Origin of the sequence: Halorubrum amylolyticum, from assembly GCF_004114995.1 — an archaeon.
Classification (GTDB): Archaea; Halobacteriota; Halobacteria; order Halobacteriales; family Haloferacaceae; genus Halorubrum; species Halorubrum amylolyticum.
This window is the reverse complement of sequence record NZ_SDJP01000014.1, coordinates 24,420-49,798: the sequence shown is the minus strand read 5'-3', so window position 1 is coordinate 49,798 and position 25,379 is coordinate 24,420. Positions and strand designations below refer to the sequence as shown.

Below are 25,379 nucleotides of genomic sequence, written 5' to 3'. Positions count from 1 at the left end.
CGCCCCCGAAAGGCACCGCCTACTAAACCCGTGGTCGGGCCAACCGGGAGCCATCATGGACGCACAGCGCGTGCTCGTTACGGGAGGCGGCGGATTCATCGGCGGCGCGCTCGTCGACTCGCTCCGCGGTGACGCCGAGGTCAGCGTCCTCGACGTGGCGCCGGCGCCCGACGTGCCGGACGACGTTCTGGCGATCGAAGGCGACATCCGAGACCGGGAGGTCCTCGACGAGGCGGTCGCCGGGGTCGACGTGGTGTTCCACCAAGCCGCCCTCGTGAGCGTCGCCGACTCGGTGGAGCGCCCGCTGGAGAGCCACTCCGTCAACGCGACCGGCACGCTGCGCGTGCTGGAGGCCGCCCGGAGGCACGACGCGCGCGTCGTCTTGGCGTCGAGCGCCGCGATCTACGGCGACCCCGAGGGCGTCCCCGTCCCGGAGACGGCGACGTTCGCGCCCGCTTCGCCGTACGGGCTCCAGAAGCTCGCGGCCGACCACTACGCCCGCCTGTACCACGAGCTGTACGGCGTGGAGACGGTCTCGCTCCGGTACTTCAACGTGTACGGCCCCGGCCAGACCGGCGGCGACTACGCCGGAGTCATCGACGCGTTCCTCAAACAGGCGCGCAACGGCGACCCCCTGACGGTCCACGGGGACGGCGAGCAGACCCGCGACTTCGTCCACGTCGACGACGTGGTCCGGGCGAACCGCCTCGCGGCCGAGACCGACGCGGTGGGGTCCGGGTACAACGTCGGCACGGGCGAGTCGGTGACGATCACCGAACTCGCCGAGCGCGTGCGGGGGGCCGTCGGGAGCGACTCGGCGATCGTCCACACCGACGCCCGCGAGGGCGACGTCCGACACAGCAAGGCGGACATCTCGCGGGCGCGCGACCGGCTCGGCTACGAGCCGACCGTCGACCTCGCGGCGGGGCTCGACACGCTCACTCGAGGAGAGTAGGGCGGCGCCCGCGCCGGCTTAGCGACTCCGTAACAATACCCCCGAGCGCGGTACGCCGGGACAGTGACACGCCGCGTCCGATCGGGACGGGCGATCGCCCCGACCATGAATCTACGCCTCGCTCCGCTCCGCCGCCGACCGACGGATAAGCCGACCGACAATCCGACCGATCGTCTGGTCGGTCGAGGACAGCCCACCGAACGACGCCCGATCCGACGATCCTCACCGACCCGACGATCCTCACCGACCCGACGATCCTCACCGACCCGACGATCCTCACCGACCCGACGATCCTCACCGACCCGACGATCCTCACCGACCCGATAACGGATGACGGACGATTCCCCACGCGTCGTCGTCGTCTCCCAGCACTACCCGCCCGACCGGTCCGGCAACGCCTCGCGGGTGAGCGACACCTGTTCGCACCTCGCCGAGGGCGACTGGGGCGTCACGGTAGTCGCCCCGCCGCCGGCGTTCCCCCACGGCCAGTTCGACCGATCTTGGAAGCGCGAGACGACGGAGACGGTCGACGGCGTCACCGCCCACCGGCTCTGGTCGTGGCAGCCGGCCTCGGAGGACCCCGGCTTCCTCGCTCGGATGGCCTACTACCTCCTGTTCCCGCTGCACGCGCTCTGCTGGGTGCTGGTCCACCGCCGCGAGTACGACGCGATCGTCACCTCTTCCCCGCCGATCTTCACGGGGCTGGCCGGGCTCCCGTTCGGCCTGCTGACGGACACGCCGTGGATCGTCGACGTCCGCGACCTCTGGATCGACGCCGCCGTCGGGCTCGGATTCATCGACGAGGGAGGCGCGATCGAGCGCGCGAGCCGGTGGTACGAGGGGTTCGTCCTCCGGACCGCGGACCGCGTCACCGTCACGACCCGGGTGCTCGGCGAGGACCTCGTCGACCGGTACGGTCTCGACGAGGGGACCGTCCGCCACCTGCCGAACGGGGTCGACACCGAGACGTTTCGGCCGTCGGACGCGGACCGGGAGGCGACGACCGACGCGGACCGGGAGGCGACGACCGACGCGGACCGGGAGCCGACGATCGTCTACGCCGGCAACGTCGGCCACGCGCAGGATCTCGCCGCCTGCGTCCGCGCCATGTCGTCGGTCGCGTCGCCGGACGCGACGCTCCGGATCATCGGCGACGGCGACACGCGAGACCAGCTGGAGCGGCTTGTCGCCGAGGAGGGGCTCGGCGACCGCGTCGAGTTCGTCGGGCTCGTACCGCGGGAGACGATTCCGGAGCTCCTCGACGGCGCGATGATCGGCGTCGCCCCGCTGAAACGCGACGACACGCTGGAGTACGCGGTGCCGACGAAGGCGTACGAGTACATGGCCTGCGAGCTCCCGGTCGTCGCCACCGGCGTCGGGGAGATCGAGGCGCTGATCGACGAGTCCGGCGGAGGCCTGTTTGTCGACAACGACGCGGACCGACTCGCGACCGCCTTCGACGATCTCCTGTCGGACGCGGAGCGACGGGACGCGCTCGGCGCGAGCGGGCGGACGCACATGGTCGAGCGCTACGACCGCGGGGTCGTCGCTCGCGAGCTCGGCCGGGTCCTCGACGAGGTGGCCGGGCGATGAGCGACCCGTTCCGAACGCCCGCGGAGCGACGCGAGACCGGAGGGGAGGCGCCGGCGAAGTCGGAGGAAACGCGCGGCGGAGCGGAACGAAACCGCGGCGGCTCGGACGACGGACGAGGGCTGCTCCGGCGCCCCGGGGACTGGTCGGTCGCGGCCCACACGATCTCCAACATGAAGCCGGTGCAGCTCGCCGGCATCCTCGAACGCCGGCTCCGGCACGCCGTCGTCCCGCGGCTCCCGATCGACTTCGACGAGCGGTACGACCGACGCGTCCCGGACGACCTCTCGGTCTCGCCCGCCCCGATCCGCGCCAACCTCGATCGGCTCCGGGAGAGCCTCTCCGAGACCGAGCGCGCCGACTACCGCTCGGCTGCCGACGAGGCGGCCGACGGCCGGTACACGTTCCTCGACCGGACGATCGACTTCGGCGACCGCATCGACTGGGAGCGCGAGGAGATCGACGAGCAGCCGATCTTCTGGCGGCTGAAGCTCGCCTCGTTCGAGGGGTTCGAGCGGCTCGTGCTCGGTCACGAGTCGTCGTCCGGGCTCGACGACGTCCGGTCGCGGCTCGAAGCGCAGGCGTACGACTGGGACGCGTCGAACCCGATCGGCGAGGAGGCGTACCTGCGCCGGTCGTGGACCCCGCACTCGGTGTCGCTTCGAATACTCGGCTGGTCCCGCTACGTCGCGTGGTGTGACGGCGACGAGGAGGCCGAGGTCCCCGACCGGCTGGTGCGGATGACCTACCGGAACGCGCTGTTCCTCGCGAACCACGTCGAACGCGAGATCGGGGGGAACCACCTGATCGAGAACGCCGCGGCGCTGATCGCGGCGGGCGTGCTCTTCCGGGACCACGACACCGGGTGGGTGCGGTCGGGGCGGAACCTGCTCAAGCGCGCCGGCAGCGAGCAGTTCCTCGCCGACGGCGGGCACTTCGAGCGGAGCCCGATGTACCACGTCACGGTCCTCCGGCGGTACGCGACCGCGACCGACCTCCTGTCGGCGGTCGGGCTCCCGACGATCGCGGTCGGGACGGTCGCCGAACACGCCATGGGCTTTCTCTCGTCGCTCGTCGAGCCCTCGGGGGAGATCCCCCTGCTGAACGACTCGGTCCGCGGGGAGGCGATCCGCGCGGCCTCCTGTCTGGCGTACTGTCGTGTCTGCTCGCTGACGCCGACGGTTCGGTCGCGGCGCCACCCCGAGGGCTCCGGCTACCGGACGCTCTCGGCGGGCGACGGGACCCTCCTCTTCGACGTCGGCGACGTGGGGCCGCCGCACCTCCCGGCGCACTCGCACAACGATCAGCTCGGCGTCCTGTTGTGGATCGGCGGTCGACAGGTGCTCGCCGACACCGGCGTGTACGACTACGGGGCGAACGCGCGCCGGCAATACGCACGCAGCGCGGCGGCCCACAACACCGCGCAGTACGACGGGCTCGAACCGATCCGGACCGGCGGCAGCTACATGCTGGGCAAGCGCACGAGCGTCACGGTCGAGGTCGACGAGGGCGACCGGATCGCCGCCAGCCACGCCCGGAACTCGTTCCGCGGTCCCTCGTACGAACACCGGCGATCGGTGGCGACGAGGGCGACGGCGTCGGGGAAAGGTTCGGGGACGGCATCGAGGAGAGGTTCGGGGACGGCGTCGGGGAAAGGTTCGGGGTCGCCGTCGGGCTGGCGGATCATCGACCGGGTCACCGGCGCCCCGGACGCGACGTACACCGTCCGCTACCACTTCCACCCGGACGTCGACGTGTGCGGGTCGCCCGTGACGCCCCCCGACGCGGCGTCGGACGCCGATCCGGACCCCGCGAGCGAACCTCGGTCCGGGACGGACGGGCTCGCGATCCGCGCCGACGGGGAGCGGCTCGCGTCGATCCGGTTCCCCGGCACTGAGCGCGTGCGACTCACGGAATCCCCGTACTTCCCCGAGTACGGCCGGGAGCGGCTCCGTTCGATGATCGCGGTCACGAAGCCGACGGGCGAGGAGGTGCGGACGCTCCTGTCGGTGGACTCGGACGGCGGGTAGTCGAACCGGGAGGGAGAGGCCCCGTCGAAAGCCTCAGCCGGCGTTCACGGGTCTTCGCCGTCGCCGTCGTCCGCCAGCCGCCCGAGCGTCTCCCGGGCGTTCTCGACGGCCGCCTCCTTCTTCGCCGGGTACGCCTCGACCTTCGCCCGGACGGTGATCCCGGGGCCGAGGCGGACCTCACCGCGGAACGCGGCCTGCTTGTCGACGCGGAGGAACAGCGCGCAGTTGTCGTCGACCCGCTGGTCCAACTCGTCGATCACGCGGTCGACCTCGTCGAGCCCGGAGAGCCGGTCGAGGACGTGGCGCATCCCGTCGGCGTTCTCGATCCGAGCCGAGAGCACGACGATCCGGTCACCGTGGTGGCCGACGTTCTCGACGCGGTCCAGTTCGGCGTCCTCGGGGAGGAACGTCCGGAGGGCGTCCGCGACCCGCTTTTCGTCCTCGGTGGCGTACGCGAACGTCCGGAGGTCGACGTAGTGGAAGGGAACTTTGGCCATGCGGGTCGGGAAAAGGGGCGGTTACTCCTCGCTCTCGACGGCGTCGAGGGCGTCCTCGGGGACGCCGGTCTCCTGCCCGTCCTCGAAGCTGACCGTGTAGGTCGCGTCGCCGAACATCGTCTCCATCACCTGCGTGATCGTGCCCGTCTCGCCGTCGTACTCGCTGTGTTTGTCGTGGAGCACGACCTCGTCTTCCTTCTCGAAGCTCATGCGTCAACCTTCCGCTGGAACGTTTAAAAGCGCCCGGATTCGCGACGGTCGGCTGGCGGAGTCGCCGGCGAGAGAGACGCCGCCGCTCCCGCCCGTTCCCATCACCACGCCGCCAGAAGCGCCGCCCCGAGCGACACCGTCAGGACGACGGCGACGACCACCGAGACGACCGCGCTGTCCAGCGCGAGCGCGACGGCGACCCCCGCGGCCAGCGCGAGGAACGCGGCGATCGCCCCGGCCACGCCGCCCCGCTCGATCAGCCGGTCGACGGCGTTCGCCGCGCGCTGGGACGGCGCGGGCTCCGGCGGGCGTTCCGGCGGCTTCGTGAACGCCTCGTCGACGGTGACCTCGTCGGGGGTGGCGTCCTCGGGCGAATCGATCCGGAGGTCGACGTATTGGGTCTCGGACCCGTAGCCGGTGACGATCTTCAGCTTCCCGTGGGCCGGCTCCGTCACGTCCCCGACGGAGACGTGAACGCGTCTGGTGGCCTCGTCCTCGACGAAATGGTTCGTCTCGGCCACCGAGACGACCCGGTCGAGGTCGTCGTCGAAGTGCAGGTGGACGTGCGTGGAACGGCCCGCGTTCTCGAGGGCGACGGCGAACGGGCCGGTCGACTCGAACCGGTCCGGCGCCCGGATCGAGTGAACGGCGTCCCCGTTCAGTTCGACGGAGAGTGTCGACACATGCGGGTCGACGCACTCGCACTAAAAAAAGATGCAGTACGAAACGGGGGGCGGTCAGTACGGAACGGGGGGCGGTCAGTACGGAACGGGGGGCGGTCAGTACGGAACGGGGGGCGGTCAGTACGGAACGGGGGGCGGTCAGTACGGAACGGGGGGCGGTCAGTACGGGATTTGGAAGGTGACGCGTCCTACGCCGCCGCCTCCTCGCGCATGTCCGGCGGGAGGAGGTTTGGGATGCCGTCCTCGATCTGGTAGCCCTCGCCGCACTCCGTGCACGTGAGCGTCCCCGCGAGGATCTCCTCGCCGTCCCGCTCGTCGACGTCGAGTTCCAGATCGGCCTTGTCGAGCGGGCAGCAGATCACGTCCATCAGGGATTCCTTCATGCCGCGTCGTTCGCGCGGACAGCTAAAAAAGCGTGCGGGTTGGCTGGCGCGGTTGGAGCGGTGGATCGGCGAGAGGGGTTGAGCGCCGGGCGACGGGGAGGCGGCGATCTGGCGGCCACCGTCGATGGCAACGACTTTGCCGGTCCGTCACGCCCGACGAGGTATGGGGGTTCCGTCGGAACGGATCGACCGGCTGTTCGCGCTCGCCTGCGAGGCCGTCGTCGACGACGAGTACGACCGCGCGCGGGAGTACGTCGCGCTCGCGCGCCGGATCGCGGAGCGGAACCGCTCCGGCGTCCCCGCCGAGTTCTCCCGGAAGACCTGCGACGACTGCGGCGTCTATCTCCGCCCGGGGAAGACGAGCCGCGTCCGGCTCCGCCCCGGGCGGGTCGTCGTCCGGTGTCGCGAGTGCGGGTCGACCGCGCGGTACCCGTTCGACTGATCGGGGCGATCGACCGCGTCCTCACTTCACCTTCGTCGACACCGCGATCCCGGAGCCGACGGGCAGGATCGCGGTCTCGACCGCGTCGTCGGAGCGCACGGTGCCGACGTACTCGCCGATCCCCCGGGTCTCCCCGTCGACCTCGGGGTCGGGCAGCGGCGCGCCGTCCTCGAAGTGCGCGACGAGGTCGCCGAAGTCGATCGGTCCCCTTGTGATGTTGTCGGCGACGATCACGCCCCCCGTCCGGACCTTCGGGAGGACCGTGCGGTAGGCCTCGGCGTACCGGCTCTTCTGGTGGTCCACGAGGACGATGTCGAAGGGGCCGTCGTAGCGCTCGACCGTCTCCATCGCGTCGCCGACTTCGAAGGTGACGCTGTCGGCGTAGCCGCCGTCGGCGGCGAACTGAACGCCGCGTTTCGCCTCCTCCTCGTCGAACTCGGTGCAGACCACGGCGTCGGCGCCGCCGCGCAGGAACCACGTCGCGGAGTAGCCGAAGCCGGAGCCGAACTCGAAGACGCGCTCCGCGTCGGTCAGGCGGGCGAGCAGCCGGAGGACCGCGCCCGCCTCCGGCCCGATGATGGGAAAGCCCCAGTCGTCCGCGAGGGCGGCCATCTCCGCCTGCGTCGCGGTGTGCTCGGGCGCCGTCGCGGCGAGGAAGCGCTCGGTGGCGTCGGGGAGAACGTCCATGCCCCGCGTTCGACCGGACGGCACTTGAAACCGACCGTCGGCGGGGGTCCGGGGCGTTTGAGACGGATCGAGGCGAGCGACGTGAATCACGCCCCCGAAAAGTGTTAAGTCGCGCTCGCGCGACCCGTTTAGTAATGTACGATCCTGCGGAACTGGACGCGATCCGGGACGCCAAGGAGTCGTGGGAGGAGGGGACCTACGGCGAGACGGTGGACCGGTTCGGGGAACGCACGGAGTCGTTCACCACGGACACGGGCGGACAGGAGGTCGACCCGCTGTACACGCCCGCCGACGTGGGCGACCACGACTACCGCGAGGACGCCGGATTTCCGGGCGAGGAGCCGTACACGCGCGGCGTCTACTCGACGATGCACCGCGGGCGGCTCTGGACGATGCGTCAGTACGCGGGGATGGGCACCGCCGCGGAGACGAACGAGCGGTTCAACTACCTCATCGATCAGGGATCCTCCGGGCTCTCGATGGCGTTCGACCTCCCGACGCAGATGGGGTACGACTCCGACGCCGCGATGGCCGAGGGCGAGGTGGGGCGCTCTGGCGTCGCCATCGACACCTTGGACGACTTCGAGACCGTCTTCGACGGGATCCCCCTCGACGAGGTGTCCACGTCGATGACGATCAACGCCCCCGCCGCCGTCCTCCTCGCGATGTACGTCGCGATGGGGGACGAACAGGGAGTCCCCAGAGAGCAGCTCCGCGGGACGATCCAGAACGACATCATGAAGGAGTACGTCGCGCGGAACCTCTACATCTACCCGCCCGAGCCCTCGATGCGGCTCATCACGGATATCTTCGACTTCTGCGCCGCCGAGACCCCCAACTTCAACACCATCTCCATCTCGGGGTACCACATCCGCGAGGCGGGCTCGACGGCGGCCCAGGAGGTCGCGTTCACGCTCGGCAACGGGATCGAGTACGTGCAGGCCGCGATCGACGCCGGGCTCGACGTCGACGAGTTCGCCCCGCAGCTCTCCTTTTTCTTCAACGCCCACAACAACATCTTCGAGGAGGCCGCGAAGTTCCGCGCCGCCCGCCGGATGTGGGCGCAGATCATGGAGGAGCGATTTGATGCACAAAATCCCAAATCGAAACAACTCAAGTTCCACACCCAGACCGGCGGCTCCACCCTGACCGCCCAGCAGATCGAGAACAACGTCGTCAGGGTGTCGTACCAAGCGCTCGCGGCGGTGCTCGGCGGCACCCAGAGCCTCCACACCAACGGGAAAGACGAGGCGCTGGCGCTCCCGACGGAGAAGTCGGTCCGCACCGCGCTCCGCACCCAGCAGATCCTCGCCCACGAGTCGGGCGCCGCCGACACGATCGACCCGCTCGCGGGGTCGTACTACGTCGAGAACCTCACCGACGGGATCGAGGAGGACGCCTTCGAGATCATCGAAGAGGTCGACCGCCGCGGCGGCATGCTGGAGGCCGTCAAGAGCCAGTGGGTCCAGCGGCAGATCCAGGACGTGGCCTTCGAGCGCCAGCGCGAGATCGAGGACGGCGAGCGCGTCATCGTCGGCGTCAACGAGTACGCGGTGGACGAGGAGCCGGAGATGGACTTAGAGGAGGTCGACCCGGAACAGGAGCGGAACCAGCGCGAGCGCCTCGAAGCGGTGAAGGCCGACCGCGACGGCGACGCGGTCGACGACGCGCTGGCGGCGCTCCGGGACGCGGCCCGAGGCTCCGAGAACGTCATGCCGCACATCGTCGACGCCGTGAAGGCGTACGCGACGGTGCAAGAGGTCTCCGACGTGCTCCGCGACGAGTTCGGGGAGTACAAGCCGGGGAGGTAGGTCGGGTCGACGCGTCACCGGGCGTTGGCCCCGCTACCGCAGCCGCACCGCGGTCCCGTACGCGAGGATTTCGGCGCCGCTGTCGGCGATCGAGGAGGTCGTGAACCGGACGTTGACCACGCCGTCCGCTCCGAGTGCCTCCGCCTCCTCGATCATGCGCTCTTGCGCCTGATCGCGGGCGTCGGTCATCAGTTCGGAGTACCCTTTCAGCTCGCCGCCCGCGAGGTTGCGGAGTCCCTGCGTGATGTCGCGGCCGACGTTGCGGGCGCGGACCGTGTTCCCGCGGACGAGCCCGAGCGTCTCGACCACTTCCTCGCCGGCGATCGAATCCGTGTTGGAGAGGTCCATATCGCCCCGTTTCAGGGGGAGATCACTTAACTATCGACGAGAACCTCTCAGTTCGCGCCGCGGACGACGTGCCCGTACTTCAGCAGCGCGACGAACACCGCGCCGCCGAAGGCGTTGCCGAGCGTCGCCAGCACCAGGAAGCCGACGTAGTCGATCACGGTGATCGCGGGCGAGACGAACAGCCCGAACAACACTTCGACGTTGCCAGCGATCGAGTGCGGGAGGTGGAGGAGGCCGATCGTTCCGGCGACGATCAACACGAGGAGGATCCGGCTCGTCGTGTCTCGCGCCGCCGTCACGAGCCACGCCAGAAGCCCCATCAGCCACCCGGCGAAGACGCCGCCGACGAACAGCCACGGGAGGTCGTGGTTGACGAGCTTCAACGCGATCGTCTCGAACGACTGGGGGTCGACGACGCCGAGCCCCGGCATCAGCAGGATCACGAGCAGCGTGAACAGCAGGCCGCCGACGAGGTTCCCGACGTACACCAGCCCCCAGAGCCGGCCCAGATCGCGGATCGAGGCCTGTCTGTCGAGGACCGGGATCACCGCCAGCGTCGTGTGCTCGGTGAACAGCTCCGATCGGCCCAAGATCACGAACATGAAGCCGATGGAGTAGACGCTCGCCAACAGCAGCTCGGTCGCGAGGTCGCCGAATCCCGCCGGCGAAAGGGTCAACACGACCGCCATCATCAGCGGGCCGAACCCGATGTCGAGCCCCGCCGACAGCCCCGAGAGCAACAGTCCGGAACGCTCCCGGTTCATCTCGTGGAGCCCGCTCTCGAGCAGCGAGTCGAGGATGCTCCGCGAGGTCATCTGCTCCGTCGCGGTGTCAGTCTGTGAGTCGCTCACTGGTGTGGGTCTCTCTCGGCTACTCACGGGACGCATCCAAACCTTTGGATCCCGGTGGGGAAGTGGGGGAATCGACTCCCGCTCGGGCGTTATAAGTCGACGGCGGTCGATCCGGGACGCATGCGATTCGACCACGTCGGCGTCGCGACGCGCGACGCCGCCGACCTCGCCGACCTGTTCGACGGCCTGCTCGACGCCCCGATCGCCCACGAGGAGACGTTCGACGGGATGCACGCCGCTTTCCTTGAACTCGACGACGGGGGCTACGTCGAACTGCTCGAACCGACCGCGGGCGGCGCGATCGCCGACTACCTCGACCGCGAGGGGCCGGGGATCCACCACGTTGCGCTCGCGACCGACGACCTCTCGGCCGCGCTCGACCGCGCTCGAGACCTCGGGGTCGATCTCGTCGACGAGGAGCCGCGTCCGGGGGCGTGGGGCCACGAGGTCGCCTTTTTGCACCCGGGCTCGACGGGCGGCGTGCTCGTGGAGTTCGTCGAACACTGAGGTCGATGGGCCCGAACCGAACCGGGGCGTCTCACCGGGACACCGACCTCGCCGATCGGCGGGCGGTGAAAATGCATCCGGGCCGCGGAAGGCCGTCGGGTCTCAGCCCTTGCTTTCCGCCACGCCGCGCTCCGTGGCTCGCTCGCGTATCAGCCGCGCGCGCTTCCGAACGCGGGCGACGTAACGGTCGATCTTCTCGATCTTCTCGCCGTAGTACGAGGCAATCCAGTACCGATCCGTGTCCGGTTGCGTGAGAAGGTAGCCGACGAGCGTGTCACGGCCGGCTTGGATGATCGCCGGCGGGACGCCCCGGTCGCCGGTGCCGGCCTCCTGAAACCCGTTCACGTCGAAGTACACGTCGGCGTACAGCTCCGCGGTGTCGGGGTCGTCGAACGTGATTCCCTCGTGGTGCGGGGCCTCGAACCGGTAGATCGGATCGCCGTCCGGAGACGCCTCCTCGCGGATTCGCACACCGAAGGCGTAGGCGGCGTGTATCGATCCGGCCTCGTCTGCCGGGGCGTCACCGTTCGCTGGTGTGTCGCCGTCTTCCGGTGTGCCGCTATCCGTCGATACGTCGCTGTCCGTCGATGCGTCAGTGGGTGCGTGGTTCGTCTTTGACATCGTGGGTCTGATGGTTGCTTCGCGTCGGCTGCGGGCCGATCATCGCAGTCGAGGGGAACGCTACGAGCGGCGGCGCGCGACGAGGAAGGCCGCCGACACGGCGATTGCGCCGAGCAAGACGACGAGCCCGACCGCGAGGCCGCCATCGGTCCCGCCGAACTCGTCGACCGGGCTCGTCGAGGCCGCGTCCGCGCTCTCCGTGTCGGGCGACGACGACGCCTGACCGACGGTCAGTGTCCCGACCTGCGTCGTCGGCTGGATTCGGTCCCCGTCGTTGGAATCGACCTGGCGGGGTTCGACGGTCAGTTCGGCTTCGCCCGGCGCGTCGCCGGCGATCTCGACCGTCGCGAGGGTCACGTCCGACGCCCCGGGATCGATCGTCGACCCCATGTCGGCCGCTTCGAGCGTGACGGTTCGCCCCTCGTCGCCGATCGCGGGATCGGTCGTGAGATCGAACCGGTCGGGATAGCTCGCGGACTCGATGTGCGCCACGTCCGGGTCGGCGACGGTCAGATCGATGTTGTACCCCGCGAGGCCGTTCGGCGCCGTCGTGAGAACCACGTCGACCGTGGCGGTGCCGGACGCGGAGAGTTCCGCGTCGGTCACGCTGACCGCCGGGCCGTCGGTTTGAGCCGCCGCGAGTCCGGCTCCCGCGGTGAGGAGCGCGAGCGCGGCGAGGGCGACCACGAGGGTCGTCGACGTCGGGCGAAGGGGCGTTTCGGGGGATTCGGAGCGCGTCTGGGTGCGTTTCGTCATTGGTGTGTATGGGATGGGTGTCTCAGAGAGGGGCGCGAAGCGGCCCCGGGTGTGGAGCAGAGCCGAGCCGATCGAGGCGGGGACCGAAGCGATCCGCGGGAGCGCGTCGGTCCGACTAGTTGACCTCCGCGTAGAGGTTCACCACGTCGTCGAAGTCGAGCCGGTCGTTCTGGTTGAAGTCGAACGCCCGCGCGTTGGACGTGACACTGTCGCTTTCGAGGTTCTCGAACAGCAGTTCGATGTCCGCGTAGTCGACGCGGCCGTTGCCGTTGACATCCTCGTAGCGGCCGTCTCCGTCGGGGTCCGTCGGAGAGCCGCCGCCGGAGCCGATGTTCGCGGGGCCGGTGATCGCGAGCCCCGAGCGCGCTTCGACATCGACCGGCCCGCCGTCGTCGTCGTCGAGCGCTCCCGCGGTGTCGATGTCGGTGACTCCGGCGCCGCGCCCGGTGAGCGAGAGCGTCGCCAGCGTGAAGTCGGTGTCCGCCGGCTCCAGCGAGTCGTCGATGTCGGCGAACCGGAACGAGGCCGTCGCGCCGTCGTCCGTGATGGTCGGCGGCTCCGAGAGGCCGACCGAATCGGGGTAGCTCGCGCTCGTGATCCCGACGACCTCGGGGTCGGCGACGCTCACGGTGAACTCGCCGCCGGCGATGCCCTCGGGGATGTTCCGTGCGACGACCTCGGCCTCGACGGCGCCCCCTTGACCGACCGCGACGGAGCTGACGTCGAGGCGGACGTTCGGCTGGAAGACGTAGAGCCCGTCGTTCGGGTACGACCGGGCGGGGCCGCCGAACCCGTCCTCACAGCAGAGCACGCGTCCGTCGCGCATCGTGTACACGTTGTCGATGTTGCGGAGCGCGTCGTCCGCGTCCTCGGGCGAATCGGTGAAGTCCGGGCCGGCGATCACCGGTTCGAGCGTCGAGACGTCGTAGTCCGGCTCCAGCTCGGCGCGGTAGACGATCCCGCCGTCGACGCGATCGAGCTGCACGTCGCCCTCCTCGTCGGCGAGCCCGTCGTTGAACTCGGAGATGCCGAAGTAGACGAAGTCGCCGGGCTCGGAGTCGTCCACGCTGTCGACCCCCTCGGCTTTGTTGAACTCGATCGAAGCGCCGATCTCCTTGGCCGCCGCGCGCGTCTCTAAGAAGGGGACGCGACGGAGATCCTCGTCGACGCCCTCCGGACCGTTCTCCTCGTACTGGGTCGCCCACTCGACGATCTCCTCGCTGGTGATGTAACTCCGGTTCCCGTTGTGGATGACCTCGATGTCGGCCTCCCGGACGGCGGCGGTCGGGTCAGTCTGCCAGTCGGTGTCGGCGTGGGTCTCCAGGTAGTCGGCCTGCGTCACGTCGTCGTACTCGGCGATCCACGACTCGACCTCGCCGTTGGTGGCGCTCCCGAGCGGGAGCCACTCGACTTCGAGCGGCGTCTGGGCGGGGGAGTTCCGCTCACCGGCTTCCGAGGCGTCGGCGGCGTCGTTGGTGATCTTCGGGGCGAACAGCGTCCCCGCGATGTCGCCGGTGTCGTCGTACTCGTCGATCGGCTCGTCGGCGACGAACTTGTAGATACCCTTGCTGTCGCCGTCCGAACAGCCGTAGACGGTTTTGCGGTCGCCTTGGATGTCCGGCGCTTCCCACGCGGCGCGACCCATCACCCAGTACTTGATCGGGTTCGGCGGGTCGCCCGCCGGGTCGCGGATGTCGACGAAGTACCCGTACCGGTACGGGTTCGGGTACACGTCGGCGATCGGCGTCGTCGCGAGGTTGTTATCGCCGGCCTCGTCGACGGGGTTCGCGCCGAGGTGATACGCGAGCGCCTCGACGCCGAGTTCCGACCAAGCCCCCTGCGGGGCCCACGCCTCGGCGATGTCGCCGTTCTCCGCGTACGTGTTGATGGCGTCAACGATTCCGGTCGGGTTCGGTCGGTTCCAGAACTGACAGCCGCCGAGTAGCCCCTCGCCGCTCCCGGCCTCCACGATGTCACCCGCCGTCGCTCGGAGGTGGAGTCGCGGGTGACCGTAGTTCTCTTCGGCGGAGATCATGGTCCCCCAGGGGCTGAGATCACCGTAGCAGTTGGTCCGTGTTCCGCCGATCTCACGGAACGGCTCCGTGTTGACGAGGTTGATCGCCGAGCCTGTGGGGACCGCTGATGACACTCGGTGCCACCGTGGCTCCGTGTTGACGAGGTTGATCGCCGAGTCGGGGTCCGCGTTCCAGCCGCCGTTTTCGTCCTGACTCAGCGGCACGCGCGAGATGCTCCCCGGAACGTTCTCCCAGTTGGTGAACAGATAGCCCTCGGTCCCGTCCTCGTTCGTCGGGACGAACTGGTTGCAGTCCGGGCCCTGCCCGGCACCGCCCTTCGCGCCGGCGAAGTTCTCGGTCGTGATGTCGGTGCCGTCCGGCGTCTGGGGAACCCCTAGGCGCTCCTCGCCCCCGTTGATCGGTTCTCGTCCCTGTACGAGCACCTCGTAGTCGCCGGCCGCGGAGCGGACCTGTCGCTGTTTCTCCTCGGTGTCCGGGACACCGATCTCTTGGAAGTCGTCGTTGCTCCCGTCGAACTCGAACTGGAAGCCGCTGACGTACCCCACCGCCGCGCGCCCGAACGGCTCGGGGTTCCCTCCCTCGGGGTGTTGTAAGCTGTACAGAAGCGATCCGTCCTCGAACACGAACGGTCCCGTCACCTCCGCGCCGAACGCGGTCGTCGAGAATCGCTTCAGATCCCCTCGGACGCCCGGCGCCCCCGGCGTGTCTGACTCCGATACCTCCTCCGCACTCGCTACGCCCGCGACGCTGGCACCCAGCGCGGCGGCGACTGACGCACGCATCAACCCTCGGCGGTTCATGTCCACCATGCGAGTGAGAGTGACGACGAAACCGGGATGAAGTTTTATAATTCTTATATATACGCCGTGAGTCTATCCGTGTCGCGTAATATTTTAACACACCGATCAATCGGCCTCTGTTCCGCTATATATCTCCTCGAAGCGCCCGACGAACCGGGGCCCGACGGTCGAGGTCGAGACGACCGCGCCTCCGCCGGCCTTTAACCGTCGGCAGTGTCAGGGACCACCGTGTTCCGCAACCTCTCGCGGCCGATCGAGACGGGGATGCCGACGTATCCGGGCGACCCCGACGTGACGCTCGCGCCCGACGCGACCCACGAGGACGACGGCTACGCGACGGGCGAACTCCGGACCGGGACGCACGCGGGAACCCACGTCGACGCGCCGCGCCACACGCTCCCGGAGGGCGAGGCGATCGACGAGTGCGGCGTCGGATCGTTCGCGTTCGACGCTCGCCTCGTCGACTGCCGCCCCGCGGAGCCGCGGGAGCCGATCGCGCCCGAGGCGCTCCCCGAGCCGACCGCCCTCGACCCCGAAGTCGACCTCCTCGTTCTCCGCACCGGGTGGGCGTCGCACTGGGGCACCGACCGGTACCGCGATCACCCGCACCTGACCGCGGCGGCCGCCGAGCGCTGCCGGGAGGCGGGTGTCGGAGTCGGGCTCGACGCGTTCGGTCCGGACCCGACGCCGTCCGCGGGGGGAGACGCCGAATCGCTCGCGAGCGACGGCGAGGAACCCGACGGCACCCCCGCCCACGACGCCCTCCTGAGCGACTCGCTGCCGATCGTCGAGAACCTGTGCGGGCTCGACGACCTCCCCGCGCGGTTCCGGCTGTACGCCTTCCCGCTCCGGCTCCGCGAGGGGGACGGGTCGCCGGTGCGCGCGGTCGCCGAGTGGGCGGAGGAGTGAGAGGCGGTGAGAGAGGGGACCGAGAGGGCGCACCACCGCACGCGAGCCAGACCAAACCCGTTTTAAGCGTCGGCGACGAACCGCGATTCAAGGTCGATATCCATGGAGATGCCACGTCGTTTCAACACGTACTGTCCACACTGTGACTCCCATCAGGAGCACGAGGTGGAGAAGGTTCGATCGGGTCGGGCGACCGGAATGAAACGCGACGCGCGCCAGCGACGCCGCGCGCTCGCGACGATCGGCAACGCCGGCGGGTACTCGAAGGTGCCCGGTGGCGACAAGCCGACCAAGAAGACCCACCTGAAGTACCGCTGCGGCGACTGCGGCAAGGCCCACATGCGCGAGGGCTGGCGCGCCGGCCGGCTCACGTTCCAGGAGTAAGCATGGCGGGAAGCTTCCACCGCGTCGCCTGCGGCGACTGCGAGAACGAACAGGTCGTCTTCGGCAACGCCTCCTCCGTGGTGTCGTGTGCGGTCTGCGGCACGACCCTCGCGACCCCGACCGGCGGGGAGGCCGAGTTCCACGGCGAGATCGTCGAAACCGTTGAGGCACGGTAACCGCCTCACTACCCCCGTATGAAGTACAGCGGCTGGCCCGAACCCGGCGAGTTAGTGGTCGGCGACGTCGACGAGATCGCCGACTTCGGCGTGTTCGTCGACCTCGACGAGTACGAGGACAAGCGCGGCCTCTGTCACATCAGCGAGGTCGCCTCCGGCTGGATCAAGAACGTCCGCGACCACGTCCGCGAGGGACAGACGGTCGTCGCGAAGGTGCTCGACGTCGACGAGTCGGCGAACCAGATCGATCTGTCGATCAAAGACGTCAACGAACACCAGCGCAAGGACAAGATACAGGCCTGGAAGAACTCGCAGAAGGCCGACAACTGGATGCTGATCGCGCTCGGCGAGGACGTCGACGACGACCGCTACACCGCGGTCGCCAACGCGCTGCTCGCCGAGTACGACTCTCTGTACGACGCCTTCGAGGCGGCCGCGATCAGCGGCGACGAGGCGCTCGAAGCCGTCGACATCGACGAGGACGCCCGCGACGCCGTCGTCGAGGCCGCCCGCGACAACGTCTCGGTCCCGTACGTCGACGTGACCGGCTACGTCGACCTGGAGTCCACGGCTCCCGACGGCGTCGACGACGTGAAAGCGGCCCTCGAAGCGGCCGAGGGCAACGGCGAGATCCCGGACGGGGTCGACCTCGAGGTCGGCTACGTCGGCTCGCCCGAGTACCGGATCAAGGTCCGCGCGCCCAACTACAAGACGGCCGAGGACCAGCTTGAGGCCGCCGCGGCCCGCGCCCGCGAGGCCATCGAGGCCGCCGGCGGCGTCGGCGAGTTCCACCGCGAGCGCCGCGAGGACGACGAGTAGTCGCCCGCGGTTCGTCCCATACCGCTTTTTCCTACCCGTGAAATCCGACATCCGCGTCTGTGCGAACTGGGAGACCGCCCACGACCGACCGGTGTACGCGCTCGGCGACCGCTGTCCGGAGTGCGACGGTCCGACCGAGAACAGCGCGCCGGCGCCGTTCGGCCCCGAGGACCCCTACGGGGAGTACCGGCGCCGAGCGCGGCGGCGGGCGTCGGAGTAGCGCGCGGTCCGCCCGCGCCGCCCGTCATGTCGGATCGAACCGCCGACCCCGAGCCGCACGCGTAGCGCCGGAATAGCCACCCTCTTGTGAGCCCCGCCCGGAGTACCCCGGTATGGACGATATCGAGATCGACGAGGTCGCGACGCCGGAGCTCGACGACCCGGTGCTCATCGAGGGGCTGCCGGGCGTCGGCCACGTGGGGAAGCTCGCGGCCGAGCACCTGTTAGAGGAGTTCGACGGGGAGCTGGTTCGCCGCGTCTACACCACGGAGTTCCCGCCGCAGGTGAACGTCGACGGGGACGGGGCCGCGGAGCTGACCTGCGCGGAGTTCCACGCGGTCGAGACCGACGGCGCCGACCTGCTCGTGTTGACCGGCGACCACCAGGCTGGCTCGAACAAGGGCCACTACACGCTCACCACGACGTTCCTCGACGTCGCAGAGGCGTTCGGCGCGACGCGCGCGTACGCGCTCGGCGGCGTGCCGACCGGCGAACTCGTCGAGGAGTACACCGTGCTCGGCGCGGTCTCAGACGGTGACCTCATCGAGGGGCTGGAGGCGGTCGGCGTCGAGTTCCGACCGGACGAGCCCGCCGGCGGCATCGTCGGCGTCTCCGGGCTCGTGCTCGGCCTCGGCGGCCGACGCGGCTTCGACGCCGCCTGTCTGATGGGCGAGACGAGCGGCTACCTCGTCGACCCGAAGAGCGCCCGCGCGGTGCTGGAAGTGCTCGCGGACCGGCTCGACTTCGCCGTCGACTACGAGAGCCTCGAGGACCGCGCCGAGGAGATGGAGGAGGTCGTCGGCAAGATCCAGGAGATGCAGGACGGACCGGCGGTGCCGGACGACGACCTGCGGTACATCGGTTAACGATCTGCGGTCCCTCGACGAACGATCCGCGGTATCTCGGCTCGCTCCGGCCCCCTCGACGGTTCGATGTCGGCGGCTCTCCGCCGCTTCCGGCAGGGATAAACCGATCCCAGAGTATCGTTCATGTATGACCGACGTACGCGTCGCCGGAGTCGGGCTCACGCGCTTCGGGAGCCACCCGGACCGGACGGGTCGGGACCTCTTCGCGACGGCCGCGCTGCGCGCGTTCGAGGACGCCGGCGTCCCCCGCGAGGACGTGGAGGAATTGAACTACGGCAACTTCATGGGCGCGCTCGCAGAGCATCAGGGGCATCAGGCGCCGCTGATGGCCGAGGCGGCCGGCGTGCGCTGTCCCTCGACCCGCTACGAGGAGGCGTGCGCCTCGGCCGGCGTCGCGGTCCGCGAGGCGGTTAGGACCGTTCGCGCGGGCGACGCCGACGTGGTGTTAGCCGGCGGGATGGAGCGCATGACCAACCTCCCGACCGACGAGGTGACCGAGGGGCTCGCCATCGCCGCCGACGACCTGTTCGAGGTGCGGGCGGGAGTGACGTTCCCCGGCGCGTACGCGCTGATGGCGACCGCCTACTTCGACGCCTACGGCGGGGAGCGACGCGATCTGGCCCACATCGCCGCGAAGAACCACGAGAACGCGCTCGAAAACGAGTACGCCCAGTACCGCCGGGAGGTGCCCGTCGAGGAGGCGCTCGACGCCCCGCCCGTCGCCGAGCCGCTCCACCTCTACGACGCCTGCCCGATCACCGACGGCGCGAGCGCCCTCGTGATCGTCTCCGAGGAGTACGCCGCCGAGCACGACGTGGACGCCCCGGTCGCGGTGACGGGCACCGGACAGGGGACCGACCGGATGGCGCTCGCGGACCGCGAGCACCTCGCCCGCACCCCCGCCGCCGACGACGCCGCCGACGCGGCCTACGCCGACGCCGGGGTCGGTCCCGACGACGTCGACGTGGCGGAGGTCCACGACTGTTTCACCATCGCGGAGGTGCTCGCGCTGGAGTCGCTCGGCTTCTTCGACCCCGGCGAGGGGATCGCGGCCGCCCGCGAGGGGATCACGACCGCCGACGGCGACCTCCCCGTGAACCTCTCGGGCGGGCTGAAGGCGAAGGGCCACCCGGTCGGCGCGACCGGCGGCTCGCAGATCGCGGAGCTCACCAGACTGTTGCGGGGCGACCACCCGAACAGCGAGCACGTCGCCGACGCCGAGGTGGGGGTCGCGCACAACGCCGGCGGGACGGTGGCCAGCGCGGTCGTCCACGTGCTGGAGGTGGCGGAATGAGCTCCCCCGCCGACAACGCGGCCTACGACGAGTGGCTCGACGCCCTCGCCGGCGGCGAGGGGTACGCCCTCGTCTGCCCGGGGGGCCACGGGTCGCTCCCACCGCGCCGAGTGTGCCCGGAGTGCGGGTCGACGGCGCTCTCCGAGGAGCCGCTCGCCGAGACCGGGACCGTCGAGACGTACAACGTCGTCCACGTCGCCGGACCGCGGTTCGCCGACGACACCCCGTACGTGAACGCGGTCGCCGACTTCGGACCGGTCCGGCTCACCGGCGTCCTGCACGGGGTCGACCCCGAAACCGACGCCGTCGCGGTCGGCGACTCGGTCGCGGTCGGCGTCGAGGCGCGCGCGACCGACGGGGAACCGCTCGTCGTCCTCCGGCCCGCGGACGGGGCAGAGGGATAGCCGTCCGACCGGCGGGCGCCGGGAGACCGTGCGGCTCTCGAAGTGAAAGGGAGAGCGTCGAACGGCGGACGTGAACCGAGCCGCGTCGTCTCACTCACCGCCGGCGTCGCCGGCGTCGCCCTCGACCCCGGCGTCGTAGTCGGGCAGCGAGAGGACGTTCTCGCGGCCCAGCCGGAACCCGTCGAGGTCGCCCTCCTCGCGGAGCCCCGTCACGACCTGACTCGTCTTGGCCGCGGTCCAGTCGAGCTCCTCGGCGACCCGCTTCTGTTTCATCCGCCCGCCGTTGGCCTCGACGAGCCGGAGCACCTGTTCCTCGTTGCTCAAGAGATCCTCGTCGATCGGCGGCGCCGAGCCGGACCCCTCGTCGCCGTCGGAATCGTCTTCGCCTCCGGTCCCGTCTGCGGCGCCTCCGGTCCCGTCCGCGCCGCCTCCGGTCCCGTCCGCGCCGCCTCCCTCGTCGGCGTCGGCCGCGACCGCCCCGTCCTCCGGGTCCGCCGCGTCTCCCGCCGGCTCGCCGGGGGTCGCAGCCGGCTCTCCCGACGACCGGCCGGAGCCCGAACCGCCCCACGGCCGGCGCCGGTACCCGATCGCCGCGACGGCCGCCACGAGCGCTCCGACCGCCACGAGCAGGACCGGACCGGCGGCGCGGCCCTCCGGCTCGATCGCCACGCGCGGTTCGCCTTCCGTGAAGTCGACCGGACCCTCCCAGACGACCGCGCCGTCGCGGGTCTCGGTCGGCGACGGCGACGCGTCGCCGAGCCGGTAGCCCTCCTCCCACGAGACGATGAGCGACGAGGTCTCGTCGAGGAACAGCGCGTCGATCGCGTCGCCGACGACGAGCCGGTCGCCGTCGACGGCCGCGAAGCCGCTCCACTCGAACCGGTACGTGAGAACGCCGTACGACTGCGGGAGCTCGCGCCGCTCGGCGGTCACCGTGACGTTCGTGACGTTCATCTCGCGACCCGTCGCGTTCTCGGCGGCGTCGGCCGTCGCGCGCATCCGCTCGCCGAACCGCCCCGTGTACGCGTCCGGGTCCGACTCCACGTCCGCGCGGAGCTCCTCGAAGGCCTGCTCCTCGTCGTCGCTCGCGAGCCGGACCCGGTACTGCGTTTCCCAGACCGCGTCGCCGTCGGGTTCGACGGAGACCTCGATCAGGAGGTCGTCCGGGTTGACGTCCATCTGGTCGAAGCCGCCGGCCGGGAAGCCCGCACCGCCCTGAGCGGCCCCGACCGACGCGAGACCGGCGCTGGCGACGACCGTGACGATGACGAGAAGGAGCACCGTTCGCTGCACGAGCGGACGGTTACGAGGCTCGGATAAATCGGTTCCCATCTCGCGAGCGAGATCGAGACGCATTCCGACGGCGAGCGACCCAAACGCGGGCGTCGTTTCGGCCGCTCGGGGTCATCCGGCGGCGCGGCCGGGCCGATATCGACCTATCCATGGACGCTGCCGACGGCCCTCGGTCCGCCGTCGTTGCTGTCGCTGCCGCCGCGGGCGCCGCGGGCGCCGCGGGCGTCGTTGCCGTCGTTGCCGCCGCGGGCGTCGTTGTCGCCGTTACCGTCGTTGCCGCCGCGGGCGTCGCTGCCGTCGCTGCTGTCACGGTTGTCGCTATCGCCGGTGCCGTCGTTGCCGTCGCTGTCTCCCCCACGGGCGGGCGGGGACGGATCGTCGCGCGGGGGTGTCGCGCTCCCACCGTCGGAACCGTCTCTTCCGTCGTCGCCGCCGCTCTCGCTCGTGGTGTTTCCGGTGTCGTCCGCCGGGTTCCCGGTCGGGTTCGTCGAGTTGTCAGTCGCGTTCACAGAGCCATCGGCCGCGTTCGACGGATCGCCGTCGGCGCCCATCCCGTTACCGCGGCCGGGCGTTCCGTTACCGGGCGTCCCGTTACTGGGCGTTCCGTTACCGGGCGTTCCCTCACCCACTCCCGGACCGCCACCTGTCTCCGGCCCGTCGCCATCGTCCGGGTCGACGCCGTTGTTCATGCCGTCGCTCGGGCCGGTGCCCGTGTCTTCCGGCGGCCCGCGGCCCCCGGACGCCAGCGGACCGCCCGCGTCGTTGCCGGCGACGCCGCGGGCGACGGCCGCGACCTCGGGGCCGCTCGCCTCGCTCGCCCGTTCGCGGAGCTCGTCGAGCCGCGCCCCGCCGAGCCCCCGGTTCGCTCTCGCCGCCTCCGGGAGCTCGCGAGCGACGTCGGCGCTACGGTTCGCCTCGCGTTTGACGGTCTCGGCCCGGGCGCCCGTCTCCGCCATCCGCGCGGCGAACGCGCCCTGACTCAGGTCGCCGGCGTCGCGGCGCTCGCGGAGCTCCCGCTGGCGCCGCTCGATCTCGGCCAGCCGCTCCTCGGTCCGGTTCAGCCGGTCGGCGACCAGGTCCGCCCGCTCCTCGGGCGTCTCCGTCCGGTTGAGGCCGACCTCGAACGCTCGGGACTCGACCTCGCCGGCGATCTCGGCGCGCTGGACGCCGATCACGCCGGAGAGGCGCTCGCCCGGACTGATGTCGGTCCCGTTCGCCGTCTCGCTGCCCCCGTCCGTCTCGTTCGCCGCTACCGGGTCGTCCTGCGCGACGGCCGTCCCGACGGGGCCGGCCGCGGCGATTCCGGCGACGCCGACCAGCACGACCGCGACGGCGACGAGCGCGATCCATCGGTTCATTACCCGACGGTACGCGACGTAACCCTATATACACCGATCTCCGTTAAGCCGGATCAACGCGGATTAAACGAGGGACGGCGGCGAGGTGGCGAAAAGCGCCCGGCGTCCGGGGGCGTCGCCGCCGAGGGCGACCGGGTCGGCTCAGTACGACTTCGCGAAGTACGCCGTCCGCTCGGCGTCGTCGTCGCAGATCGCGCAGGTCTCGTCGTGGTCCGCTCCGACGAGGGGGTCCTCGTCGTCGAACGGGACCATCACGATCTCGGCGGCCATCGGCTCCTTGATCGGCTCCTCGCAGTCCTCGTCGCCGCACCACGGCGCCTTCACGTAGCCGCCGTGCTGGCCGAGCGTGCCGAGGATGTCGGCGCGGTCGTCGGCCTCGCGGACCTCGCCGTCGAGGGTCTCCTCGGCGGCGGCGTACAGCTTCGCGTACACCTCGTCGAAGTGGTCGCGAACCGTCTCGACGACCCCGTCGCGCTCCTCAACGACGCTCTCGCCGTCGGGCCGGTGGACGAGGGTGAGCTCGCCGTCCTCGACCTCGTGGGGACCGATCTCGATCCGGAGCGGGACGCCGTTGAGCTCGTGTTCGTTGAACTTGAACCCGGGATTGCGCCCGTCGCGGTCGTCGAGTTCGACGCGGATTCCCGCGTCGTCGAGGTCGTCGGCGACGCCCTCGGCGTACTCCAACACGTCGTCTTTCGTGTCCTCCTGCCAGATGGGGACGACGGCGACCTGCTCGGGGGCGACGCCGGGCGGGAGCACGAGCCCCTGCTCGTCGGAGTGGGTCATGATCAGCGCGCCGAGCGCGCGCCACGAGAGCCCCCACGAGGTGGTGTGTGCGAGCCGCTCCTCCTCGTCCTCGTCGGAGAACGTGATGTCGAACGCCTCCGCGAACGACTGCCCGAGGTGGTGGGAGGTGCCCGCCTGCACCGACTTGCCGTCCGGCATCAGCGCCTCGACGGTCGTCGTCGTCTCCGCGCCCGGGAACGTGTCGTGGTCCGGCTTTTGCCCCTTCAAGACGGGCATCGCCAGCAGGTCCTCGTAGACGGAGGCGTACTGGTCGAGCCGCGTCATCGTCTCCTCCCACGCGTCCTCGCTCGTCGCGTGAGCGGTGTGGCCCTCCTGCCAGAGGAACTCCTTCGTGCGGAAGAACGGCTTCGTCTCCGTCGCCTCCCAGCGCACGACCGAGCACCACTGGTTCACGCGCAGCGGGAGGTCGCGGTGGCTCCGCACCCACTGGCTGATGTACGGGGTGATGATCGACTCGGAGGTGGGTCGGACCGCGAGCCGCTCTTCGAGCTCCTCGTTGCCCGCCTCGGTCACCCACGCGACCTCCGGGTCGAACCCCTCGACGATGTCCTTCTCGCGTTCGAGGTACGACTCGGGGATGAAGAGGGGGAAGTAGGCGTTCTGGACGCCGGTGTCCTTGAACTTCGCGTCGAGAAACCCCTGCAGCCGCTCCCAGACGGCGTACGCGCGGGGGCGGGTGACGATGAACCCGCTCATCCCCTCGGGGCCGTAGTCCGCCAGCCCCGCCTTCTGTACGACCTCGGCGTACCACTCGCCGGTGTTGTGTGACTTGGACTCGGTGATACCGAGCTCCTGGTCGTCGTCGCTCATTGTCCTGTGAAGGGTGGGTCGCGGGCTTAAAACGTCCGAAGCCGTGTGGTCGTTCGGATACTGCCGCGCTCGTTTCAGATCGCCGGAACGCGGAGAAACGTTAACCCCGTCCGGGGACCTACGCCCGGTATGGACCTGACGGGGCTGCGCCGGCACACGCCCGAGGAGGTGACCCGGGCGCGCCGCGAGGCCGCCGTGCTGGCGCCCGTCATCGAGCGGGCCGGCGAGGCTCACCTGCTGTTCACCAAGCGCGCCGCCCACCTCGGCGAACACCCCGGCCAGATGAGCTTCCCCGGGGGCGGTCGCGAGCCCGTCGACCGCACCCTGACCGACACCGCGCTCCGGGAGGCCGACGAGGAGGTCGGCATGCGGTCCGACGAGGTCGACGTCGTCGGGCGGCTCGACGACACGCGGACCTCCTCGGCCTACCGAATCCGCCCGTTCGTCGGCGTCGCGCCCGACCGCGAGTACGTCCCCGACGAGTCGGAGGTCGCGGAGGTGGCCGTGCTCCCCGTCGGCGAGCTGACCGACCCCGCGAACTACGAGTCGGAGCGTCGCGTCGGCCACCCGGAGTACGGCGACCACCGGGTCCACTTCTTCCACGTCGGCGGCTACACCGTCTGGGGCGTGACGGGTCGGATGGTCGTGCAGCTTTTGGAGCGGACGACCGACTGGCGCACGCCCGAGGAGGTCGATCGAGTGGTCGGGGCGGACGCGGAGCTGCCGATTTAAGCGGTTGACGGCGGGTAGGTGGTGAGCGTCTCCCTGTCCCCATTCGATCGCTTATAAGCGACTGACTGCTGATCGGCGGCGAACACCGCCGAATCCCCAGT

General features: G+C 70.2%; 28 protein-coding genes. 15 read left to right on the top strand and 13 right to left on the bottom strand.

Annotation, left to right across the window (positions count from 1 at the left end; all coding sequences use genetic code 11):
* Positions 1–55 precede the first annotated feature (55 nt).
* From ESO89_RS10860 to ESO89_RS10845, 3 genes are all read left to right on the top strand, one after another.
* Positions 56–955, top strand: coding sequence for an NAD-dependent epimerase/dehydratase family protein (locus ESO89_RS10860; protein ID WP_128905527.1), 900 nt, complete (start codon positions 56–58; stop codon positions 953–955).
* A gap of 330 nt (positions 956–1,285) precedes the next feature.
* Entirely contained in the window at positions 1,286–2,548 is a 1,263-nt protein-coding gene (locus ESO89_RS10850; RefSeq protein WP_128905526.1) for a glycosyltransferase family 4 protein, read from the top strand.
* The gene (locus ESO89_RS10845; protein WP_128905525.1) at positions 2,545–4,575 is read left to right on the top strand and encodes an alginate lyase family protein; all 2,031 of its coding nucleotides are present in this window, start codon (positions 2,545–2,547) and stop codon (positions 4,573–4,575) included. The genes ESO89_RS10850 and ESO89_RS10845 overlap by 4 nt, the downstream gene beginning before the upstream one ends.
* Positions 4,576–4,619: 44 nt before the next feature.
* Here the strand turns inward: ESO89_RS10845 and ESO89_RS10840 are convergent, their stop codons facing one another.
* The 4 genes from ESO89_RS10840 to ESO89_RS10820 all read right to left on the bottom strand — a co-directional run bounded on the left by ESO89_RS10840 (position 4,620) and on the right by ESO89_RS10820 (position 6,348).
* A complete protein-coding gene (locus ESO89_RS10840) occupies positions 4,620–5,072 on the bottom strand; it encodes an RNA-binding protein (protein WP_128905524.1) in 453 nt (150 codons plus the stop codon).
* Positions 5,073–5,093: 21 nt separating this feature from the next.
* Positions 5,094–5,282: a hypothetical protein gene (locus ESO89_RS10835; protein ID WP_004050211.1), complete on the bottom strand. Its 189-nt coding sequence runs from the start codon at positions 5,280–5,282 to the stop codon at positions 5,094–5,096.
* A gap of 101 nt (positions 5,283–5,383) precedes the next feature.
* Positions 5,384–5,965, bottom strand: a complete 582-nt coding sequence (locus ESO89_RS10830) for a DUF7524 family protein (RefSeq protein ID WP_128905523.1) — start codon at positions 5,963–5,965, stop codon at positions 5,384–5,386.
* A gap of 188 nt (positions 5,966–6,153) precedes the next feature.
* Positions 6,154–6,348, bottom strand: coding sequence for a methytransferase partner Trm112 (locus ESO89_RS10820; RefSeq protein WP_128905522.1), 195 nt, complete (start codon positions 6,346–6,348; stop codon positions 6,154–6,156).
* A 163-nt stretch (positions 6,349–6,511) separates the two neighbouring features.
* Here ESO89_RS10820 and ESO89_RS10815 point away from each other — a divergent pair, with 163 nt between their 5' ends.
* The gene (locus ESO89_RS10815; RefSeq protein ID WP_128905521.1) at positions 6,512–6,790 is read left to right on the top strand and encodes a ribonuclease P protein component 4; all 279 of its coding nucleotides are present in this window, start codon (positions 6,512–6,514) and stop codon (positions 6,788–6,790) included.
* A gap of 21 nt (positions 6,791–6,811) precedes the next feature.
* Here ESO89_RS10815 and ESO89_RS10810 read toward each other — a convergent pair whose 3' ends face one another.
* Positions 6,812–7,477 carry an O-methyltransferase gene (locus ESO89_RS10810; RefSeq protein WP_128905520.1) on the bottom strand — a complete coding sequence of 222 codons (666 nt, stop codon included), beginning with the start codon at positions 7,475–7,477 and terminating at the stop codon, positions 6,812–6,814.
* A gap of 134 nt (positions 7,478–7,611) precedes the next feature.
* Between ESO89_RS10810 and ESO89_RS10805 the strand changes: the two genes are divergently transcribed.
* On the top strand, positions 7,612–9,288 hold the full coding sequence (locus ESO89_RS10805; protein WP_128905519.1) for an acyl-CoA mutase large subunit family protein: 1,677 nt from the start codon (positions 7,612–7,614) through the stop codon (positions 9,286–9,288).
* Positions 9,289–9,321: 33 nt separating this feature from the next.
* On the opposite strand, the gene ESO89_RS10800 is transcribed toward ESO89_RS10805, so the two are convergent.
* Both ESO89_RS10800 and ESO89_RS10795 read right to left on the bottom strand, forming a co-directional pair.
* Positions 9,322–9,636 (bottom strand): YbjQ family protein, encoded by a 315-nt coding sequence (locus tag ESO89_RS10800; protein WP_128905518.1) that lies wholly within the window; start codon positions 9,634–9,636, stop codon positions 9,322–9,324.
* 47 nt (positions 9,637–9,683) lie between these two features.
* On the bottom strand, positions 9,684–10,487 hold the full coding sequence (locus tag ESO89_RS10795; protein WP_128905517.1) for a formate/nitrite transporter family protein: 804 nt from the start codon (positions 10,485–10,487) through the stop codon (positions 9,684–9,686).
* Positions 10,488–10,607: 120 nt separating this feature from the next.
* Here ESO89_RS10795 and mce point away from each other — a divergent pair, with 120 nt between their 5' ends.
* A complete protein-coding gene (mce, locus tag ESO89_RS10790; RefSeq protein WP_128905516.1) occupies positions 10,608–10,994 on the top strand; it encodes a methylmalonyl-CoA epimerase in 387 nt (128 codons plus the stop codon).
* 102 nt (positions 10,995–11,096) lie between these two features.
* Here mce and ESO89_RS10785 read toward each other — a convergent pair whose 3' ends face one another.
* The 3 genes from ESO89_RS10785 to ESO89_RS10775 form a co-directional block, all read right to left on the bottom strand.
* Positions 11,097–11,615 (bottom strand): hypothetical protein, encoded by a 519-nt coding sequence (locus ESO89_RS10785; protein WP_128905515.1) that lies wholly within the window; start codon positions 11,613–11,615, stop codon positions 11,097–11,099.
* Between the two features lie 60 nt (positions 11,616–11,675).
* Positions 11,676–12,371: a hypothetical protein gene (locus tag ESO89_RS10780; protein WP_128905514.1), complete on the bottom strand. Its 696-nt coding sequence runs from the start codon at positions 12,369–12,371 to the stop codon at positions 11,676–11,678.
* Between the two features lie 115 nt (positions 12,372–12,486).
* Complete coding sequence (locus tag ESO89_RS10775) at positions 12,487–15,216, bottom strand: alkaline phosphatase PhoX (RefSeq protein WP_128905513.1); 2,730 nt, start codon at positions 15,214–15,216, stop codon at positions 12,487–12,489.
* Between the two features lie 219 nt (positions 15,217–15,435).
* Here ESO89_RS10775 and ESO89_RS10770 point away from each other — a divergent pair, with 219 nt between their 5' ends.
* From ESO89_RS10770 to ESO89_RS10735, 8 genes are all read left to right on the top strand, one after another.
* The gene (locus tag ESO89_RS10770; RefSeq protein WP_128905556.1) at positions 15,436–16,116 is read left to right on the top strand and encodes a cyclase family protein; all 681 of its coding nucleotides are present in this window, start codon (positions 15,436–15,438) and stop codon (positions 16,114–16,116) included.
* A 102-nt stretch (positions 16,117–16,218) separates the two neighbouring features.
* Positions 16,219–16,500, top strand: coding sequence for a 50S ribosomal protein L44e (locus tag ESO89_RS10765; protein WP_053771189.1), 282 nt, complete (start codon positions 16,219–16,221; stop codon positions 16,498–16,500).
* Positions 16,501–16,502: 2 nt separating this feature from the next.
* Positions 16,503–16,676 (top strand): 30S ribosomal protein S27e, encoded by a 174-nt coding sequence (locus tag ESO89_RS10760; RefSeq protein ID WP_128905512.1) that lies wholly within the window; start codon positions 16,503–16,505, stop codon positions 16,674–16,676.
* Positions 16,677–16,694: 18 nt separating this feature from the next.
* Complete coding sequence (locus tag ESO89_RS10755) at positions 16,695–17,495, top strand: translation initiation factor IF-2 subunit alpha (protein ID WP_128905511.1); 801 nt, start codon at positions 16,695–16,697, stop codon at positions 17,493–17,495.
* Between the two features lie 37 nt (positions 17,496–17,532).
* Positions 17,533–17,715, top strand: a complete 183-nt coding sequence (locus ESO89_RS10750; RefSeq protein ID WP_128905510.1) for an RNA-protein complex protein Nop10 — start codon at positions 17,533–17,535, stop codon at positions 17,713–17,715.
* A gap of 112 nt (positions 17,716–17,827) precedes the next feature.
* Positions 17,828–18,580 (top strand): proteasome assembly chaperone family protein, encoded by a 753-nt coding sequence (locus ESO89_RS10745; protein WP_128905509.1) that lies wholly within the window; start codon positions 17,828–17,830, stop codon positions 18,578–18,580.
* A 127-nt stretch (positions 18,581–18,707) separates the two neighbouring features.
* The gene (locus tag ESO89_RS10740) at positions 18,708–19,874 is read left to right on the top strand and encodes a thiolase domain-containing protein (protein ID WP_128905508.1); all 1,167 of its coding nucleotides are present in this window, start codon (positions 18,708–18,710) and stop codon (positions 19,872–19,874) included.
* Positions 19,871–20,278: a Zn-ribbon domain-containing OB-fold protein gene (locus tag ESO89_RS10735; protein ID WP_128905507.1), complete on the top strand. Its 408-nt coding sequence runs from the start codon at positions 19,871–19,873 to the stop codon at positions 20,276–20,278. Before ESO89_RS10740 ends, ESO89_RS10735 begins: the two co-directional genes overlap by 4 nt.
* 90 nt (positions 20,279–20,368) lie before the next feature.
* Here ESO89_RS10735 and ESO89_RS10730 read toward each other — a convergent pair whose 3' ends face one another.
* The 3 genes from ESO89_RS10730 to proS all read right to left on the bottom strand — a co-directional run bounded on the left by ESO89_RS10730 (position 20,369) and on the right by proS (position 24,546).
* Positions 20,369–21,571, bottom strand: coding sequence for a helix-turn-helix transcriptional regulator (locus tag ESO89_RS10730; protein ID WP_128905506.1), 1,203 nt, complete (start codon positions 21,569–21,571; stop codon positions 20,369–20,371).
* 143 nt (positions 21,572–21,714) lie between these two features.
* On the bottom strand, positions 21,715–22,929 hold the full coding sequence (locus ESO89_RS19000; RefSeq protein ID WP_241686197.1) for a hypothetical protein: 1,215 nt from the start codon (positions 22,927–22,929) through the stop codon (positions 21,715–21,717).
* 141 nt (positions 22,930–23,070) lie between these two features.
* On the bottom strand, positions 23,071–24,546 hold the full coding sequence (proS, locus tag ESO89_RS10720) for a proline--tRNA ligase (protein ID WP_128905505.1): 1,476 nt from the start codon (positions 24,544–24,546) through the stop codon (positions 23,071–23,073).
* Positions 24,547–24,675: 129 nt separating this feature from the next.
* Between proS and ESO89_RS10715 the strand changes: the two genes are divergently transcribed.
* Positions 24,676–25,278, top strand: coding sequence for an NUDIX hydrolase (locus tag ESO89_RS10715; protein WP_128905504.1), 603 nt, complete (start codon positions 24,676–24,678; stop codon positions 25,276–25,278).
* Positions 25,279–25,379 lie beyond the last annotated feature (101 nt).